The organism is Collimonas pratensis (assembly GCF_001584185.1).
Lineage (GTDB): Bacteria > Pseudomonadota > Gammaproteobacteria > Burkholderiales > Burkholderiaceae_D > Collimonas > Collimonas pratensis.
Window position 1 is genome coordinate 5,714,847 of record NZ_CP013234.1, and the last position, 15,179, is coordinate 5,730,025.

Annotated in this window: 17 protein-coding genes; 10 read left to right on the forward strand and 7 right to left on the reverse strand. The window is 58.6% G+C overall.

Annotated elements, in window-relative coordinates:
- The first annotated feature begins 116 nt into the window (after positions 1 to 116).
- Genes pilV through CPter91_RS25400 form a run of 4 tightly spaced genes read left to right on the forward strand, consistent with a single transcriptional unit; the run spans position 117 to position 3,463 of the window.
- Positions 117 to 650, forward strand: a complete 534-nt coding sequence (gene pilV / locus CPter91_RS25385; RefSeq protein ID WP_061945626.1) for a type IV pilus modification protein PilV — start codon at positions 117 to 119, stop codon at positions 648 to 650.
- Positions 623 to 1,192, forward strand: a complete 570-nt coding sequence (locus CPter91_RS25390) for a pilus assembly PilX family protein (RefSeq protein WP_150119814.1) — start codon at positions 623 to 625, stop codon at positions 1,190 to 1,192. Before pilV ends, CPter91_RS25390 begins: the two co-directional genes overlap by 28 nt.
- Positions 1,189 to 3,021, forward strand: coding sequence for a pilus assembly protein (locus tag CPter91_RS25395; protein ID WP_061945629.1), 1,833 nt, complete (start codon positions 1,189 to 1,191; stop codon positions 3,019 to 3,021). Before CPter91_RS25390 ends, CPter91_RS25395 begins: the two co-directional genes overlap by 4 nt.
- A 13-nt stretch (positions 3,022 to 3,034) precedes the next feature.
- Positions 3,035 to 3,463, forward strand: a complete 429-nt coding sequence (locus CPter91_RS25400) for a type IV pilin protein (RefSeq protein ID WP_061945631.1) — start codon at positions 3,035 to 3,037, stop codon at positions 3,461 to 3,463.
- Positions 3,464 to 3,504: 41 nt separating this feature from the next.
- Here CPter91_RS25400 and CPter91_RS25405 read toward each other — a convergent pair whose 3' ends face one another.
- On the reverse strand, positions 3,505 to 3,822 hold the full coding sequence (locus CPter91_RS25405) for a hypothetical protein (protein ID WP_061945633.1): 318 nt from the start codon (positions 3,820 to 3,822) through the stop codon (positions 3,505 to 3,507).
- Between the two features lie 296 nt (positions 3,823 to 4,118).
- Here CPter91_RS25405 and CPter91_RS25410 point away from each other — a divergent pair, with 296 nt between their 5' ends.
- From CPter91_RS25410 to CPter91_RS25430, 5 genes are all read left to right on the forward strand, one after another.
- A complete protein-coding gene (locus tag CPter91_RS25410) occupies positions 4,119 to 4,694 on the forward strand; it encodes a TMEM175 family protein (protein WP_061946654.1) in 576 nt (191 codons plus the stop codon).
- Between the two features lie 17 nt (positions 4,695 to 4,711).
- Positions 4,712 to 5,077: a DUF6404 family protein gene (locus tag CPter91_RS25415; protein WP_205631640.1), complete on the forward strand. Its 366-nt coding sequence runs from the start codon at positions 4,712 to 4,714 to the stop codon at positions 5,075 to 5,077.
- Between the two features lie 378 nt (positions 5,078 to 5,455).
- A complete protein-coding gene (locus CPter91_RS25420; RefSeq protein ID WP_061946657.1) occupies positions 5,456 to 6,085 on the forward strand; it encodes a histidine phosphatase family protein in 630 nt (209 codons plus the stop codon).
- 17 nt (positions 6,086 to 6,102) lie between these two features.
- Positions 6,103 to 7,185, forward strand: coding sequence for an AI-2E family transporter (locus tag CPter91_RS25425; protein WP_061945637.1), 1,083 nt, complete (start codon positions 6,103 to 6,105; stop codon positions 7,183 to 7,185).
- Positions 7,186 to 7,242: 57 nt separating this feature from the next.
- Positions 7,243 to 7,965 carry a haloacid dehalogenase type II gene (locus CPter91_RS25430; RefSeq protein WP_061945639.1) on the forward strand — a complete coding sequence of 241 codons (723 nt, stop codon included), beginning with the start codon at positions 7,243 to 7,245 and terminating at the stop codon, positions 7,963 to 7,965.
- 46 nt (positions 7,966 to 8,011) lie between these two features.
- On the opposite strand, the gene CPter91_RS25435 is transcribed toward CPter91_RS25430, so the two are convergent.
- Positions 8,012 to 8,623, reverse strand: coding sequence for a DUF1294 domain-containing protein (locus tag CPter91_RS25435; RefSeq protein WP_061945641.1), 612 nt, complete (start codon positions 8,621 to 8,623; stop codon positions 8,012 to 8,014).
- Between the two features lie 670 nt (positions 8,624 to 9,293).
- Between CPter91_RS25435 and fic the strand changes: the two genes are divergently transcribed.
- A complete protein-coding gene (gene fic / locus CPter91_RS25440; RefSeq protein ID WP_061945643.1) occupies positions 9,294 to 10,430 on the forward strand; it encodes a protein adenylyltransferase Fic in 1,137 nt (378 codons plus the stop codon).
- Between the two features lie 90 nt (positions 10,431 to 10,520).
- Here the strand turns inward: fic and mnmE are convergent, their stop codons facing one another.
- From mnmE to rpmH, 5 genes are all read right to left on the reverse strand, one after another.
- Positions 10,521 to 11,918, reverse strand: a complete 1,398-nt coding sequence (gene mnmE / locus CPter91_RS25445) for a tRNA uridine-5-carboxymethylaminomethyl(34) synthesis GTPase MnmE (protein WP_061945645.1) — start codon at positions 11,916 to 11,918, stop codon at positions 10,521 to 10,523.
- A gap of 125 nt (positions 11,919 to 12,043) precedes the next feature.
- Entirely contained in the window at positions 12,044 to 13,729 is a 1,686-nt protein-coding gene (gene yidC, locus CPter91_RS25450) for a membrane protein insertase YidC (protein ID WP_061945647.1), read from the reverse strand.
- A 19-nt stretch (positions 13,730 to 13,748) separates the two neighbouring features.
- Positions 13,749 to 14,045: a membrane protein insertion efficiency factor YidD gene (yidD, locus tag CPter91_RS26185; protein ID WP_082793572.1), complete on the reverse strand. Its 297-nt coding sequence runs from the start codon at positions 14,043 to 14,045 to the stop codon at positions 13,749 to 13,751.
- 84 nt (positions 14,046 to 14,129) lie between these two features.
- Positions 14,130 to 14,537, reverse strand: a complete 408-nt coding sequence (gene rnpA, locus CPter91_RS25460) for a ribonuclease P protein component (protein ID WP_082793270.1) — start codon at positions 14,535 to 14,537, stop codon at positions 14,130 to 14,132.
- A 28-nt stretch (positions 14,538 to 14,565) separates the two neighbouring features.
- The gene (rpmH, locus tag CPter91_RS26190; protein ID WP_061535510.1) at positions 14,566 to 14,700 is read right to left on the reverse strand and encodes a 50S ribosomal protein L34; all 135 of its coding nucleotides are present in this window, start codon (positions 14,698 to 14,700) and stop codon (positions 14,566 to 14,568) included.
- Positions 14,701 to 15,179: the final 479 nt, after the last annotated feature.

Genomic DNA, 15,179 nt, shown 5'->3' on the forward strand with positions numbered 1-15,179 from the left:
ACCCTACCAGACCTATCGGATAGCGCCGGCGAACTTTAGGCACAAGCCCCATTTCCTTACCATCCTGCCCTTCCTATAATTCCTTTCACACGATGCGACGCTGAAAGGAGCAAGGCATGATGGTGGCCGGCAATCGTCCCGCTGCACAAGCTGGGATCGGCATGATAGAGGTGCTGGTGGCGATGGTGATCGTCGCTTTTGCCATGTTGGCCCTGATCGGTGCGCAGGCCAGCGCCCTGCGCTATCAGAACAGCGCCCATTTGCGCGCCACCGCCAGCCGGTTCGGCGAAGATCTTGCCGAGCGCGTGCGCGCGAATCTCGGCGGTGCGCATGAGGGCGGCTACAATCTGCCGCAGCAGGCCTATCCCGCCCTGGACACGCTGGCGCCGGCTTGTTTCGATCCCGGCCATTGCACCGCGCGGGAACTGGCGGCGCAGGATATCCACGACTGGCGCAGCCGTCTCGGCCGCGCGCTCACGGGAGGCTGGGGCGATATCAGCGGCTCGGCAAGCCGCGGCTTCACGGTACGGGTGTACTTTCGCGATGCCAGCGTCGCCACCGGCCAGTTTGCTGAAACTTGCCTGCCGTCGGCTGCCGATGCCGCAAGCTATAAGGATGTGGCTTGTTTCGCTACCGCGTTCCTGCCATGACGCGGGAGCGCTATTGCCGGCAACGCGGCGTGGTGTTGCCGATGCTGCTGATCAGCCTGCTGGTGATGGCGTTTCTTGGCGTCAGCTCGCTACGCACCGCCTTGCTGGAAGAAAAAATGGCAGCCAATGCCGACAGCCGGCAGCTGGCATTCCAGGCCGCCGAACATGCTTTGCGCTTTTGCGAAAATCAACTGCAGCTGACCCCGGTGACGATTCCGCAACTCAGGCAGGGACCGCCTGCAGCAGACGGCAAGCAATACTGGGAAATCGCCGACAGCTGGCGCAAAGACGACGTGTCCGTGGCGGTGGCGCGCATCGGCGCTGAAGGTATTGCTCCGGCCGCGCCGGCCCGCTGTCTGGTCGAGCGGCTGCAGCTGGACGACGATCTGCCATTTCAGCAATACCTGCGGCCCGTATCGCAAGCACGGCCAGCCTTCCGGATTACCGCGCGCGGCGTCGGCGCCAGCAACGCCACGGTGGTTTTGTTGCAGAGCTATCTGCTTCTGTCAGCCGGCACTTCCCGAGAGAACGCCGATCTATGAATCTCCTGTCCGCCTGCCTCTGCGCCATTGCCTTGATTCTGTCCCCCACCTGCGCCGCCGAGACGCCGGACGAGCCGCCCTTCATCTATGTCAGCAGCTACGAAGCAGAATCATGGCTGGGACATGTCAAAGCCTATCCGCTCGGTGCAGACGGCGTTGACAACGCCCCACTATGGGATGCGGCCGACCTGATTCCGCCGTGGCAGATGCGCCGCATCGGCAGCACGTCGGGCAACGCAAACGCCATCGCATTTGAATGGCCGCAGCTGGACGACGCGCAAAGGGCTGTGTTGTTATCGGAAAATCTGCTGGAGTATGTGAGAGGCAATGCAGCGCTGGAAGCAAAGCACGGCGTCGGCAATTTTCGCAACCGCAAGGGCAAGCTGGGCGACATCATGTACTCCGCGCCGCTGTATGTCGGCATCTCCGATTCCGCCTATCAGTTCCTGCCGGCCGGCGCCGGCGGTGCAAGCTATCCCGACTACGTCAAAAGCAAGCAGCAGCGCCAGGCCATGCTGTACGTCGGCGCCAATGACGGCATGTTGCATGCTTTTGACGCATTCAGCGGGATCGAAGCCAGCGCCTTCATCCCACAAGCGGTGTTTTCCGTCCTACCCGATTTGAGCGAAGACGACTATGCACATCGTCCCTATGTGGATGGCTTGCTGACGGTCGGCGACGCGTATCTGGAAACCGTAGGCGGTGCGGCGTGGACTTCCATTTTGCTGGGCGCCACCGGCGGTGGCGCCAGAGGTTTGTTTGCGCTTGATGTCAGCGCCCCGCCGGCTGTCGCACCTATACTGTGGCAACGAAGTGCCGGCAACGATGGCAGCGGGGCCGGCGATGACGACATGGGGTACTTGTTCGGGGAAGCGCTCGCCATCCGACTGGCGAATGGCGACTGGGCCGCTATCTACGGCAACGGCTATCAAAGCGAAAATCTGGACGCCGTGTTGTATCTGGTCGCATTATCCAGCGGCCGTCTGATCAGGAAAATTACGCTCGGCGAGGGAGATGCCGAAGCACCGAACGGCCTGGCGACGCCGGCCTTGGTGTTCAATCTGCAACGGACGGTCAGCGCAGCCTACGCCGGTGATTTACAAGGGCGGCTCTGGAAAATCGACCTCAGCGCGACTCAGCCCCAGCGTTGGAAAACGGCTTTGAGCGGAGCCTTGTTCACGGCAGCCGACAGCAGCGGCAAGCGACAATCGATTGCGCAACAGCCCTTGCTTGAGCAGCACGTCAAAGGCGGTGTTCTGGCCATGTTCAGCGGCGGCAAGCCCGGCGACGGCCGGATACCGGGGGCGGCGCAAAAGCAAAGCTTGTATGGGGTCTGGGACAAGGCCGCAAGCGGCCCCGTGACCGGCAGAGTGCAGTTACAGCGGCAAGTATTGACGGAAGGCAGCGATGGCCAGTGGCAGCTGAGCAGCAATGCCGTCAATTGGGGTGTATCGCGCGGCTGGTATATCGACTTGCCGGAAAAACTCGGTTACGTCGTCGGCAAGCTGCAGATCATCGACGGTGTGCTGTGGCTGCTGACCTATGCGCCCGCGCGGGACAAATCCTATCTCATTGCGATCGACTACAACAACGGCGGCGCTACCAGCGACAGCGCATTCGCCGGCGATCTGAAAAATACCGCGGTAGCCGAAGTTCCCGCATCCATCGTCACGCCGATGTTCATCAAGCTGCCAGACGGCCGCACACAGCTGGTGATCGCCGGTCGCGACGGCTTGCCGCATGCGGTCGATATCGTGCCGGTGAAGCAGCCGCCGGTGCGGACCTGGCGTCAGCTGCCGGTGCCGCCGTCGCTGCTCGACCCGGCTTAGCAGGTAGCACCGCATGAGCAAGCAGGGCGGGCGCGGTTTCACTCTGCTGGAGTTGATGGCAGTAGTAGCAATGACAGCCATCTTGAGCAGTATGGCCTTATCCAGCTACAGCGAGCATCTCCGGCGCAGCGAACGGATTGCGGCCCGCGCCGTGCTGCTGGAAGCCGCCGGCTGGATGGAACGCCGTTTCTCGGTGCAGCACAGTTATCTCGGCGCCGATGGCCAGATCCCCATCCTGCCTGCGGAGCTGGGGCAGTCACCCAGGAGCGGCGCCGCGAAACATGCGATCAGCCTGGCAGGCGGCCAAACCCATGCCGCGGCCTATCAGTTGCAGGCGGCGCCGGTTGCGGCGGACAAATGCGGCACATTCACTTTGGACCACACCGGCGCCCGGGGACTGATCGGCAATGACGCCCCGTTCGCAGAATGCTGGGGGCGTTAAAAAGCCCGCAGTCAGCGGGCCTGGTTCAAGCGGAGCGGGACTCAGTCGTCGTCGCGATGGCGACGGTGATCGCGCCATTCTTCCCGGCGACGCCAATCGTCGCGGCGCCATTCATAATCGCGCCGCTCGCGCCAGTCGCGGTGTTCGCGCCAACCCGGTTCTACATAGACCGGCTGTGGCGGCGGGTAATACACCGGCGCCGGCACGTAGCGCGGTTCATATTGCACTACCGGCGGGTAGTAGGGTTGCGGTGGCGGCTGCACATAAATGCCGACGCCGACATTCACGCCGGCAGCCGCGCTGCCGCATGCACCTGCGGCGATGGCGCCAAACGCCAGACATGCTAAAAGTTTTTTCATTTGATTTCCTGGTTGCCAATGCTACCTGCGGCGAATTCGCCATTCCACAGCCTCAGTTTACGGGCAAGCGCGCGTCAATGTTATTCCGAGGGGCAACAAGTGTAACGTTAAGTAAATTATTGTGGCAAAAATTGATGCGGGTTAGCATGTCATTTTTCTGATTTGCCTTATTGGCACTGTCTTGGCACTGTCTCGCGGACAACGGCACCGGTGCACATTCGAAAAATTGCCGCAAGGCGCACCAGCATGTGCTTGCCTGCGCTAGCATGATCAACCAGTACATAAAGGAAGCAAGCATGGGCAAAGGTCGTCTGGAAGCCTTCAGCGATGGCGTCATCGCCATCATCATCACCATCATGGTGCTCGAGCTGAAAGTGCCGCACGAGACCAGCCTGCCGGCGCTGTGGCTGATCTACCCGGTGTTCATCAGCTATGTGTTGAGCTTCATCTACACGGGCATCTACTGGAACAATCATCACCACCTGCTGCACGCGGTGCAAAAGATCAGCGGTCCGGTGCTGTGGGCCAATCTGCACCTGCTGTTCTGGCTCTCGTTGATTCCCTTCGCCACCGGCTGGATGGGGGAAAACCATTTCGCCGAAGTGCCGGTCGCCCTGTATGGCGTGGTGCTGATGATGGCCGGGATTGCCTATTACATCCTGAGCAGCACGCTGATCAAGCTGCACGGCGCAGACTCCGCCCTGGCCAAGGCGGTCGGCAACGATTTCAAGGGCAAGATCTCGGTAGTCGGCTATGCCCTGGCGATACCGCTCAGTTTTGTCAGCCGCTGGATCGGGCTTGGACTTTACGTAGCGGTCGCCATCATGTGGCTGATCCCTGACCGGCGCATTGAAAAAGTACTCGGCAGCTGAAATTCAAGGCAGATTCCATGATCGCAGGTCTTAAGGGGAGCAACGCAATGCCGTATCCGCAAGCAGTCAATCAAGCCTTGGATAAACTGGCCACCACAGGCATCTGGCGCGGCAACTACGCGCCACCCCTGTACCGTTTGCTATGGAGCGCCGGATGCAACGTACCGCCGCCGCACTATGCCGGCTTCATGCGCAATTTCCTCTTCAACGGCATATGGTTCGCCTGCGTATGGGGAGCCATCATGTGGTTTGCCGTCTGGCCTCAAAGCGGCATATCAGGCTTGCACGCGCTGTTGCTGGCGGTGATTGCCGGCGCAGTATTTGGATTGGCGATGGCATTTTACTATCGGCATGGAGCACGCAAATATCAGCTGCTGCCATGATCGAAATAACAGATAGCCTAGATTACCTGGCCCAAATGTAAAAAGCCTCGCACGTGGCGAGGCTTTGAAATTACCGATATGTGAGGAGATTCTAGCCATCCAGTGCTATCTGCAAAGTGACAAGGCTATGAATGAATCTACTCACATATCGGTAAGCTGATACAGACAGGTATAGCCATCTTAGCGAGACAATATGACAGGCGTTTGACATTCAAGGCGTGTCGGCAACATTATTTTGGCGAATTCATTGACGCAGCTCTCTGGCATCGGAGACGCGGTGATCGATCCGCAATGCAAATTAATCCACTTTACCTCTTTGAGATGCGGGATAATTTTCCGATCGCACAAGTTGACGTGCATCACATTACCTGGATTTTCATGAATCTCTTGGCATCACGCGCAGCTTTGCTCCTGATTGGCGTTTCCTTGTTCTGTAGTGCGCAGGCCGGCACGGCCGCCACAACTCCCGACGTCCAGACCATCGTCCTGCTGCGCCATGGCGAAAAGCCCGAAGCCGGCCTCGGGCAGCTGAATTGCCAGGGCCTCAACCGCGCGCTGGCCTTGCCGCGCGTACTCGAGGCGAAATACGGCAAGCCCGATGTCATCTTCGCCCCCGATCCCGCCACCCAAAAGAAAGACCACGGAACCCGCTACGACTATGTACGTCCGCTGGCCACGGTTGAGCCCAGCGCCATCTATTTCGGCCTGCCGGTGAATGCGGCTATCGATTTTTCCAAGACCGACGACCTGCGCAACGCGCTGCTGGCGCCGCAATACCGCCGCAGCCTGCTGGTGGTAGGCTGGGAGCACAAGATCATCGAGAAGCTGGCGCGCCAGATCGTGGTGGAATACGGTGGCGACCGCGCCAGCGTGCCGCACTGGGAAGACAGCGACTTCGACAGTATCTACCTGCTGCGCATTGTGCGCGATAGCGGCGGCGCCAAAATCAGCTTCAGCGTCGACAAGGAAGGCTTGAACGACCGTCCCTTGACCTGCCCCGGCGCCTAAACCAGAAAAGAGAGCCCATGATCCAACGTAAACCAGGTGAAGCAGAAGCTGTCGGCAAGAAAGCACCGAACGCCCAGACCGCCGCCTCCATAGCGCTATACAGTCTGCTGGTTTTGCTGGCGCTATGGGTCATGCGCGATTTCATTCCTGCCGTAGTGTGGGCCGGGGTCATCGCCATCGCCCTCTGGCCGCTGTTGCTGCGGCTGGAAACGCCGCACGCATCGCGCAAGCGGACGATTGGCGTGGCCTTGCTGCTGACGACGGCGGTAGCCCTATTCGTGGTGCTGCCCTTTGTGCTGGTGATCACTCAGGCGGCGCACGAATCGCATGATTTCATCGAATGGTTCAAGCAGGCTGAAGCGAATGGCTTGCCGCTGCCCGGCCTGCTCGAACACTTGCCCTTCAGCGCGCAGCAGGTGACCGCCTGGTGGCAGGAAAACCTGGCCCGGCCTTTGCACGATTCACCCTTTATCAAGGGACTGCATGTCGAAGCGGCCGTCACCGCCGGCCGCCATTTCGGCGCGCTGGCGGCGCATGGGTTGATCCTGTTCGGCTTCATGCTGATGACGCTCTTCGTGATGTTCCAGGCCGGTTCTAGGATGAGCGGCAATCTCGTCAAAGCCACCCGTCGCGCCTTCGGCGTCGACGGCGCCCTGCTGGCGCACCAGATGACGGCAGCCGTGCGCGGCACTGTCGCCGGGCTGGTGGTAGTCGGGATAGGCGAAGGCGCGTTGCTGGGTATCGCCTACGCCATCGCCGGCGTGCCGCATGCCACCTTGCTTGGCCTGCTGACGGCGATCGCCGCCATGCTGCCGTTCTGCGCGCCGATCATTTTTTGCGGCGCCGCGCTCTGGCTGTTTGCGCAAGGCGCCACTGTAGCCGCCATCAGCGTGGCCGTCTTCGGCTTCGTCGTGGTCCTGATCGCCGAACACTTCGTACGGCCGCTGCTGATCGGCAGCTCCACCCGCCTGCCCTTCCTGCTGGTCCTGTTCGGCATCCTCGGCGGCGCCCAGACCTTCGGCCTGCTGGGTTTGTTCATCGGCCCGGCGCTGATGACCGTGCTGACAGTCTTGTGGCGTGATTGGGTGGGGCAAGACTGAAACGGCAGGTAGCCATGACCGTCGCACGCGATCAACAACGGATAGGCATTCACCATCATGAAATTGGACAATGTACAGGCCCTGGTTTTCGATGTGTTCGGCACAGTAGTGAATTGGCGCGGCGGCGTTGCACGAGAGGCGGCGCCTTTCCTGGCAAGGCATGGCGTTGGCGAGGCCGATCCGCTGGCTTTTGCCGATGCCTGGCGCAACCGGTATGCGCCCTCAATGGAAGAGGTCCGTAGCGGCCGGCGGCCCTTTACCCGGCTCGACGTACTGCATCGGGAGAACCTGGAGGCAACGTTGCCAGGATTTGGCATCGACCCGCGCGAGGTGCCGACAGCCGAACTCGATGAATTGAACCTGGCATGGCATCGACTCGATCCATGGCCCGACAGCGTGGCCGGGCTGACGCGCCTGAAAGCGCGCTACATCATTGCGCCGCTATCCAATGGCAATGTGATCCTGATGATCGACATGGCCAAACGCGCCGGCCTGCCTTGGGATGCGATACTCGGCGCCGAGGTAACGCAAGCCTATAAGCCTATGCCGCAGGCTTATCTGCGCACGGCGGAGATTCTGGCTCTGCAGCCGGAGCAGGTTTGCCTGGTAGCGGCCCACAACGGCGATCTCGCGGCGGCACGGAAGTGCGGCCTGAAGACAGCGTTCGTCGCCCGCCCTAACGAACATGGACCAGGCCAGACCAGCGACTTGGTTGCCGAGCAAGCCTGGGACCTGGTGGCCACGGATTTCGGCGACCTGGCCAGTCAGCTAGGCATATAACATCGTCGCTTGAGCAGGCGTCCCGCAGCGGCCGGCCCGCACAAGGTCAGGCATGCACCAACGGCCGGATGAGAGCCGATCCGCTGTCGGTAAAGAGCCAGCCCAGTGCACAACAATTGAGCAGCACAGTCAGCCAAAAGACCGTCTGGAATTGTTCCTTCCTGGTTTTATGGCGCAGCAGCTTTTGCGCCAGCAAGGCCCCCGGCCAGCCGCCGAGCAAAGCCAGGATGTGCAAATTGCTTTCCTTGATGCGCCATTGCCGGCTTTGCGCCGCCGATTTGTCGATGGCATAGGCGACAAAGGCGACCACACTGGCCACAAGATAGAGACCGGCAAACGCCAACGGCAGCTTCCCCAAAAAACCGGCGAGCAGCAGCAGGCAGCAAAAGACAGCGGCGAAAATGAGCGGAAGCCAAGCAGACTTGGCCGGCGTTGGAGCGCTCGCCGCACTTCCCGCAAAGCGGACCTTATCCGCACGAAAGCGCCCGTTTTGCTCCAGGATCAGCTCATAGCTGATGAGATCCCCTTCGGCAGGCCGCCGGCTGTGGTCGGCAAACGCCTTGATATGGATGAAGGCCTTTTCGCTTTTCCCATTGGTGGCGACAAAGCCAAAGCCCTTGCCATCCTTCCAGCTGGTGATTTTTCCTTGGTGGCGCATAGGGGCGATAGCTGAAATACGTTAAAAAAAACCCGCCTGCCTTGCGGCGGCGGGCTGAATCCAAAACTTAGGGAGTGTTGGAGGAGACTTAAAGAATATTGGGTCGCCTAATCAGATTTCAAGATCTTCCTTACGGCTGTATCTGATACTTCTCGATAGAGCCGTCATAGAATTGCATGTCCTTGATGTTGATCTGAGTACCCGCTCATTAATTGTTGATGATCACTAGGAATAAACCATATGCAAAATTCAAGAGCTGGATGTGGCCAAATTACGGCAGGAAATTTTCCCGATAATTGCGAAAGAGGCTGATCCGTTGGAGCAAACAGCTTGGGTGCCGGTTAGTTGCCTGGCAATTTACTCCAGCTAGAAATTTGCCCCTGTCCTACAGGCAGCTGCTGAAGCGCCATTGGTAGCTGCGGCACCGCAACCGAACATGCTGCATCCTCCGAGCAGGAGGGTCGTGGCAGCTAGAATGCAGATCAGACGGGGGAGAATTTGCATGAATTTTTTTACTGGTGGTTTAGCGTAATTGCTTCGATCTCGGCCAGAAAATGATTAAATATCAACTAACGTGTCGTCATAACTAGATTTTAGCGACACATATCTTTGACATGTCGTTGCTGGCGACCTATCCTCAAAATATGTCGCCATAACCTCTTAAAAGAACATGACTATTCCCATACCTGCTTGGCGAGCCGATCAGCCTTACAACGAACTTCCGCAGTTGCCGCCGGCGATGGACTTGGAAACCAAGCCGGTATTGAAGCGTTGTCTCGCCGCCCGTGTCGCGCTGGCAGAGCTCAAACAAGCTGCAGAGTTGATACCTAATCAGACTATGCTGGTCAATATCATACCGCTGCTTGAGTCTAAAGATAGCTCAGCGATCGAGGGTATTGTCACAACCACCGACTTGATCTTTAAGCATGCCCAGGGAAGTGACGTCCACGTAGACGGCGCGACGAAAGAAGCATTGCGCTATCGAACCGCGCTTCGCACAGGCTTCCATTCGCTACAAGAAAGGCCGCTCTGTACTGCGACGGCGATCGAAATCTGTCGCATCTTGAAAGGCGCTGACATGAATATTCGACGCCTTCCCGGGACTCAACTGGCCAATGATCAGAGCGGTGAAGTGATTTATACACCGCCGGTCGGCGAGGCTACTCTACGCAGCCTGCTGGGCAATTGGGAAAAATTTCTCCACAGCGAGGTCGACCTTGATCCTCTGGTACGAATGGCTGTAGGACATTACCAGTTCGAAGCGATTCACCCTTTCGCCGACGGTAATGGCCGTACTGGCCGGGTACTGAACATTCTATTCCTCATTCATGAAGAGCTGCTCAGCCTGCCGATCTTGTACCTGAGTCGATACATCACTGCGAACAAGGCCGATTACTATCGCCTGTTGCTGGGTGTGACGAGAGAGGGTGCCTGGGAGCCCTGGATCATGTATATGCTGCAAGCGGTCGAGGAAACATCAAAATGGACGACAGCAAAAATTTCTGCCATTCGCGATTTGGCAGAGGTCACTGTCGATTACGTCAAAGAACAACTGCCCAAGATCTATACGCGCGAATTGGTTGATGTTATTTTCGAACAGCCTTACTGCCGGATTGCGAATTTAGTCGATAAAAAGATTGCGCAACGCCAAGCTGCGTCTCGCTACTTGAAGGACCTGGTGACGATCGGCGTATTGCGAGAAATCGAAGTTGGCAAAGAGAAAATCTTTATCCATCCAAAACTCATGCGATTGCTCACCCAAGACAACAACATCATTGTTCCTTATATTGCTCGCCCGGCAAACTAGAGCGCATCAGGTTCGCACCCCAGTAGCGGGGCATCCGCATCAACGCTGCCAGCAATTGCCGAGCGCCTTGCATCGGGCGGGCGCCACTACTTATTTGCCGATACAAAACCGCGAGAAAATCACTCCCAGCAAATCATCCGGCGTAAACGCCCCGGTGATGCTGCTCAGCCGATCCTGCGCCAGCCGCAACTCTTCCGCAAACAAATCCAGCGATTGATCGTTGACGTGATTGTCCAGCGAGGCGTGCTGGTCGGCAATCTCCAGATGGTCGCGCGCCGCCTTCAGTGCAATCAGGTGCCGCTCGCGCGCCAGGTAGCGCGATTCGCCGGTTTGCTGCCAGCCGGCTATGCGCAGCAGTTCTGCGCGCAGCAGATCGATGCCGAGGTAGTCGGTGGCCGACAGGTAAATATGGGTGACGTCGCCCATCAGGTCGACCGCGGGTTTGTGGCCGGACTGGTCGATCTTGTTCCAGATGCGGATGATCGGTGCGTTGCTCGGAAAACGGGCGACGATTTTTTCATCCGCCAGCGACGGCCCATGGTTGGCGTCCAGCATGTGCAGGATGACGTCGGCCTTGGCCACCGCGGCCCAGGTGCGTTCAATGCCGATCCGTTCGACTTCGTCGTTGGCGTCTTCGGCGTCGCGGATGCCGGCGGTGTCGATGATGTTGAGCGGGATGCCTTCCAGCTGGATCGTTTCGGTTACTTTATCGCGGGTGGTGCCGGCGATCGGCGTAACGATGGCGACGTCGGCGCCGGCCAGTACGTTGAGCAAAGATGATTTGCCGACGTTCGGCTGCCCCGCCAGCACGATGTTTAAGCCGTCGCGCAGCAAAGCGCCTTGCGCCGCCTGGCTGAAGACATTGTCCAGCGTGCCGCGGATGGTCGCCAACTGGCCGCGCGCATCGGATTTTTCCAGGAAATCGATTTCTTCTTCCGGGAAATCCAAAGTCGCTTCCACCAGCATGCGCAGATTGGTGACCTGTCCGACCAGCGCGTGGATCACTTTGGAAAACGCGCCGGACAAGGATTCCGAAGCCGACTTCGCCGCCGCCTCGGTGGAAGCTTCAATCAGGTCGGCCACCGCTTCCGCCTGCGCCAGGTCGAGCTTGTCGTTGATGAAGGCGCGCTGCGTGAATTCACCCGGCTCCGCCATGCGCAAGCCGAGTTCCGCGCCGGCCGCCAAGCAGCGGCTGAGCAGCATCTGCAGCACCACCGGGCCGCCATGGCCCTGCAGTTCCAGCACGTCTTCGCCGGTGTAGGAATGCGGCGCCTTGAAATAGATCGCCAGGCCCTGGTCGATGACGCTGCCGTCGGCGTTCTTGAACGGCAGGTAGGTAGCGTGGCGCGGGATCAGCTTGCTTTCCGCAACGCCGCAAACGGCTTCAATGACGGGACCGAGATGCTTGCCGGAGATGCGGACTACGCCGATGCCGCCGCGTCCTGGTGCGGTGGCGATGGCGGCGATGGGAGAGGAATCGAAAGACATGGAATTATTCTACGAGGGTTGTTGGATAATAGAAACAGCGACAAGCAGAAGCCAACAAAAAAGCCCGTGAATTCTTGATTCACGGGCTTTTTTACGACAATCGAGATTAATCGATATAAATCAAATTAAGCCTTGGTTGGACCAGCACCCATCTTGCGGGTAATCACCCATTGCTGCGCAATCGACAGCACGTTGTTGGTGACCCAGTACAGCACCAGGCCCGACGGGAAGAAGAAGAACATGACCGAGAAAATCAGCGGCATGAACATCATCACCTTGGCTTGCATCGGATCAGGCGGCGTCGGGTTCAGCTTGGTCTGGATGAACATCGACACAGCCATCAGCACCGGCAAGATGTAGAACGGATCCGGTGCAGCCAGGTCGTGGATCCAGCCGATCCACGGCGCGTTGCGGATTTCCACACTGGCCAGCAGCACCCAGTACAGCGAGATGAACACCGGGATCTGGATCACGATCGGCAGGCAGCCGCCGAGCGGGTTGATTTTTTCGGTCTTGTACAGCTCCATCATGGCCTGGTTCATCTTTTGCGGCTCAGACTTGAAGCGCTCGCGGATCGCGGTCATCTTCGGCGTCACCAGCTTCATCTTGGCCATGCTGCGATAGCTCGCAGCCGACAATGGGAAGAACGCCAGCTTGATCAGCACGGTCAGGGCGATGATGGTGAAGCCCCAGTTGCCCAGTACTTTATGGATCTGCGTCATCAGCCAGAAAATCGGCTTGGCGATGATGGTCAGCCAGCCATAGTCCTTGACCAGTTCCAGGCCAGGCGCAATCGCTTCCAGGTCGCTCTGGATTTCCGGACCGGAGTACAGGCGTGCATCCATGGTGACGCTGGCGCCGGGAGCAATCGTGCCCAGCGGCAGGATGTTGCCGACTGCATACAGGTTGGTGGCGATCTTCTTGGTGAAGATTTCGCGCGGCGCCTTGTCTTGCGGAATGAAGGCCGAGACAAAGTAATGCTGGATCAGAGCAAACCAGCCGTCGTCAGCCTTGGTAGCGTGTTCTGCTTTGCCGCTTTCGATCTTGTCGAACGGGAATTTCTGGAACTTGCTGCCTTCGGTGTAAACCGATGCACCGGTAAAGGTGTGGACGAAACGCTGTTCGCCTTCAGGCGCGTTGCCGTCGCGCACCAGCTGCAGGTACAGCGAAGGCGAGACCGGAGCGCCGCTTTCGTTGGTGACAGTGTGCTTGACGTCGATCGAATAATCGCCGCGCTTGAAAGTGAAGGTCTTGGTCAGCTTGACGCCGCCTTCGGTCGATTCCAGCACCAGTTGCACTTGGTTGCCGTTGTCCAGGGTACGGACGCCAGGCAAGGCCGTGAACGGCGACTTGTGGTTAGGGAAAGGACCGCCGATCAGGCCGGTTTCAGCCAGGTAGGTGCGGGTTGCGCTGGAGTCGAACAGCACCAGGTTCTTGGTCGGATCGACCGTATCCTTGTGCTTCAACAGTTCCAGGCGCTTCAGTTCACCGCCAACCGTATCGATGTCAGCCTTGACCACATCGGTAGTGATGGTGATGATTTCGCCCTTGGCGTCGGCCGCAGTGGCAGGCACGGCGCTGGCGGACGGCGCTGCTGTACCTGCGCCGGCTGCGCTAGCCGAAGCTTGCGGCACATCAGCACTGGCGCTGGCGCCGGCAGCTGCATTGGCAGGGCCGCTAGCGGCGGGTGCGGTTTGGGCGGTGCCAGGGAAGAACAGCGACGGTTGGCCGTTATGGCGCTGCCATTGGTCCCAGAGGAACAATAGCGACACCGAAAATACAACCCACAGGACGGTACGTTTGATATCCATAAGAGTATTTATCTATGATTCAGGAATGGCTGCAACCGCAAGACCGGGAAGGCGTTGCGGGTTTGATTGCAGATGGAGATGCGGATAGAGATGCTGATGACGCATGCGGCGGCACCGGATCGAGTCCGCCGGCGTGCCAGGGATGGCATTTGCACAGGCGACGTCCGGCCAGCATGCTGCCCTTGAGGGCGCCATGCGTACGGATTGCTTCGGCTGCGTAATCGGAGCAGCTGGGATAAAAACGGCAATTCTGTCCCAGAAACGGGCTGATGCCCAGTTTGTAGAGTCGCAACAGGAACAGTAGAGGCATTTTCATGACAGCTTTTTTCCCTTCTTCTTCCGGCCCGCCGTATATGTAGCCGGGCTGGAACAATACAAGCCCCAAGCCATAACTGTATATTTACGGCTTGCCGGCCGCCAGGCGTTGCGAGGCGAACAGCTGCTTGAGTTCGCTCAGCAATTCACGCTTCAGGCGCGCAGTGGTAGCCGGACCTGCCTTGGTGTTTACCGGTTTGGATAAACGCACAATGCAGTCGATGGGCGGCAATGGTGTCAGGCGAAACAGCTCGCGCGTAACCCGTTTGACCGTGTTACGCGTCACAGCGCGCGGCGCCAGCCGCTTCGCCGCCACCACGCCCAGACGGGCATGCGGCAGCGTGTTGCGGCGGGTGTACAAGACGAAGTGCGCTGTTCTATAGACAGGGCGCAAACGAAAAACGGATGAAAACTCATCCGTTTTAACGATGCGCCGGTCGCGTGAAAAGTCTTGAGCGCAGTTCTCGGCGGAACAACGGTCAGTATCAGTCACGCAAGCAACGCTTTAGCGTCCGGCTTGATTAAGCTGCCAGACGTTTGCGGCCTTTAGCGCGACGTGCATTGAGCACAGCGCGGCCACCGCGGGTTGCCATACGGGCGCGGAAGCCGTGAGTACGCTTACGGCGCACGACGGAAGGTTGGTAAGTACGTTTCATGTTGGTCTCGCTAATCAGCAAAAATAAATCGGATCTTCACACTCAGAGCGCTGGGTTTTTACCCTTTCGCTAACTTGATGAAGCCGGTTGCCCGATGAAGAACCAGCGTAAAGCCAGGTAATCGGAGCAGGATCAGGCGACAGTCAACGCGCAAACGAGCAATTCAGCGGACAGTGAACCTTGAATTAAACCGCATTTTCTGCTTGTTTGTCAATCACTTAGGGCTCTTTTCCACAAGGTCTTTTTCAGCCCGGGGCCAGCAATAATTGCCCGTGCCTGTGGATAACTTGCGCCGGCAAGGGTAGAATAGCGGCTTATGTGTGGCACGCCCGCCAGTTAAGCATTGCGCAGTTATCCAATCCGGCTACTTATATTAGTACTGAGGGGTAACACTGAATCAGCGTGCAATTAAAACATCAGCCCAGGGCGTAAAGAACCTCATCCCGCACACTCTCACTTAGTCTTACTTAGAACGATTC

Coding starts and splice junctions, on each gene's coding strand:
- pilV (WP_061945626.1), top strand. CDS start 117: ATGATGGTGGCCGGCAATCGTCCCGCTGCACAAGCTGGGATCGGCATG.
- CPter91_RS25395 (WP_061945629.1), top strand. CDS start 1,189: ATGAATCTCCTGTCCGCCTGCCTCTGCGCCATTGCCTTGATTCTGTCC.
- CPter91_RS25400 (WP_061945631.1), top strand. CDS start 3,035: ATGAGCAAGCAGGGCGGGCGCGGTTTCACTCTGCTGGAGTTGATGGCA.
- CPter91_RS25405 (WP_061945633.1), bottom strand. CDS start 3,822: ATGAAAAAACTTTTAGCATGTCTGGCGTTTGGCGCCATCGCCGCAGGT.
- CPter91_RS25410 (WP_061946654.1), top strand. CDS start 4,119: ATGGGCAAAGGTCGTCTGGAAGCCTTCAGCGATGGCGTCATCGCCATC.
- CPter91_RS25415 (WP_205631640.1), top strand. CDS start 4,712: ATGATCGCAGGTCTTAAGGGGAGCAACGCAATGCCGTATCCGCAAGCA.
- CPter91_RS25420 (WP_061946657.1), top strand. CDS start 5,456: ATGAATCTCTTGGCATCACGCGCAGCTTTGCTCCTGATTGGCGTTTCC.
- CPter91_RS25425 (WP_061945637.1), top strand. CDS start 6,103: ATGATCCAACGTAAACCAGGTGAAGCAGAAGCTGTCGGCAAGAAAGCA.
- CPter91_RS25430 (WP_061945639.1), top strand. CDS start 7,243: ATGAAATTGGACAATGTACAGGCCCTGGTTTTCGATGTGTTCGGCACA.
- CPter91_RS25435 (WP_061945641.1), bottom strand. CDS start 8,623: ATGCGCCACCAAGGAAAAATCACCAGCTGGAAGGATGGCAAGGGCTTT.
- fic (WP_061945643.1), top strand. CDS start 9,294: ATGACTATTCCCATACCTGCTTGGCGAGCCGATCAGCCTTACAACGAA.
- mnmE (WP_061945645.1), bottom strand. CDS start 11,918: ATGTCTTTCGATTCCTCTCCCATCGCCGCCATCGCCACCGCACCAGGA.
- yidC (WP_061945647.1), bottom strand. CDS start 13,729: ATGGATATCAAACGTACCGTCCTGTGGGTTGTATTTTCGGTGTCGCTA.
- yidD (WP_082793572.1), bottom strand. CDS start 14,045: ATGAAAATGCCTCTACTGTTCCTGTTGCGACTCTACAAACTGGGCATC.
- rpmH (WP_061535510.1), bottom strand. CDS start 14,700: ATGAAACGTACTTACCAACCTTCCGTCGTGCGCCGTAAGCGTACTCAC.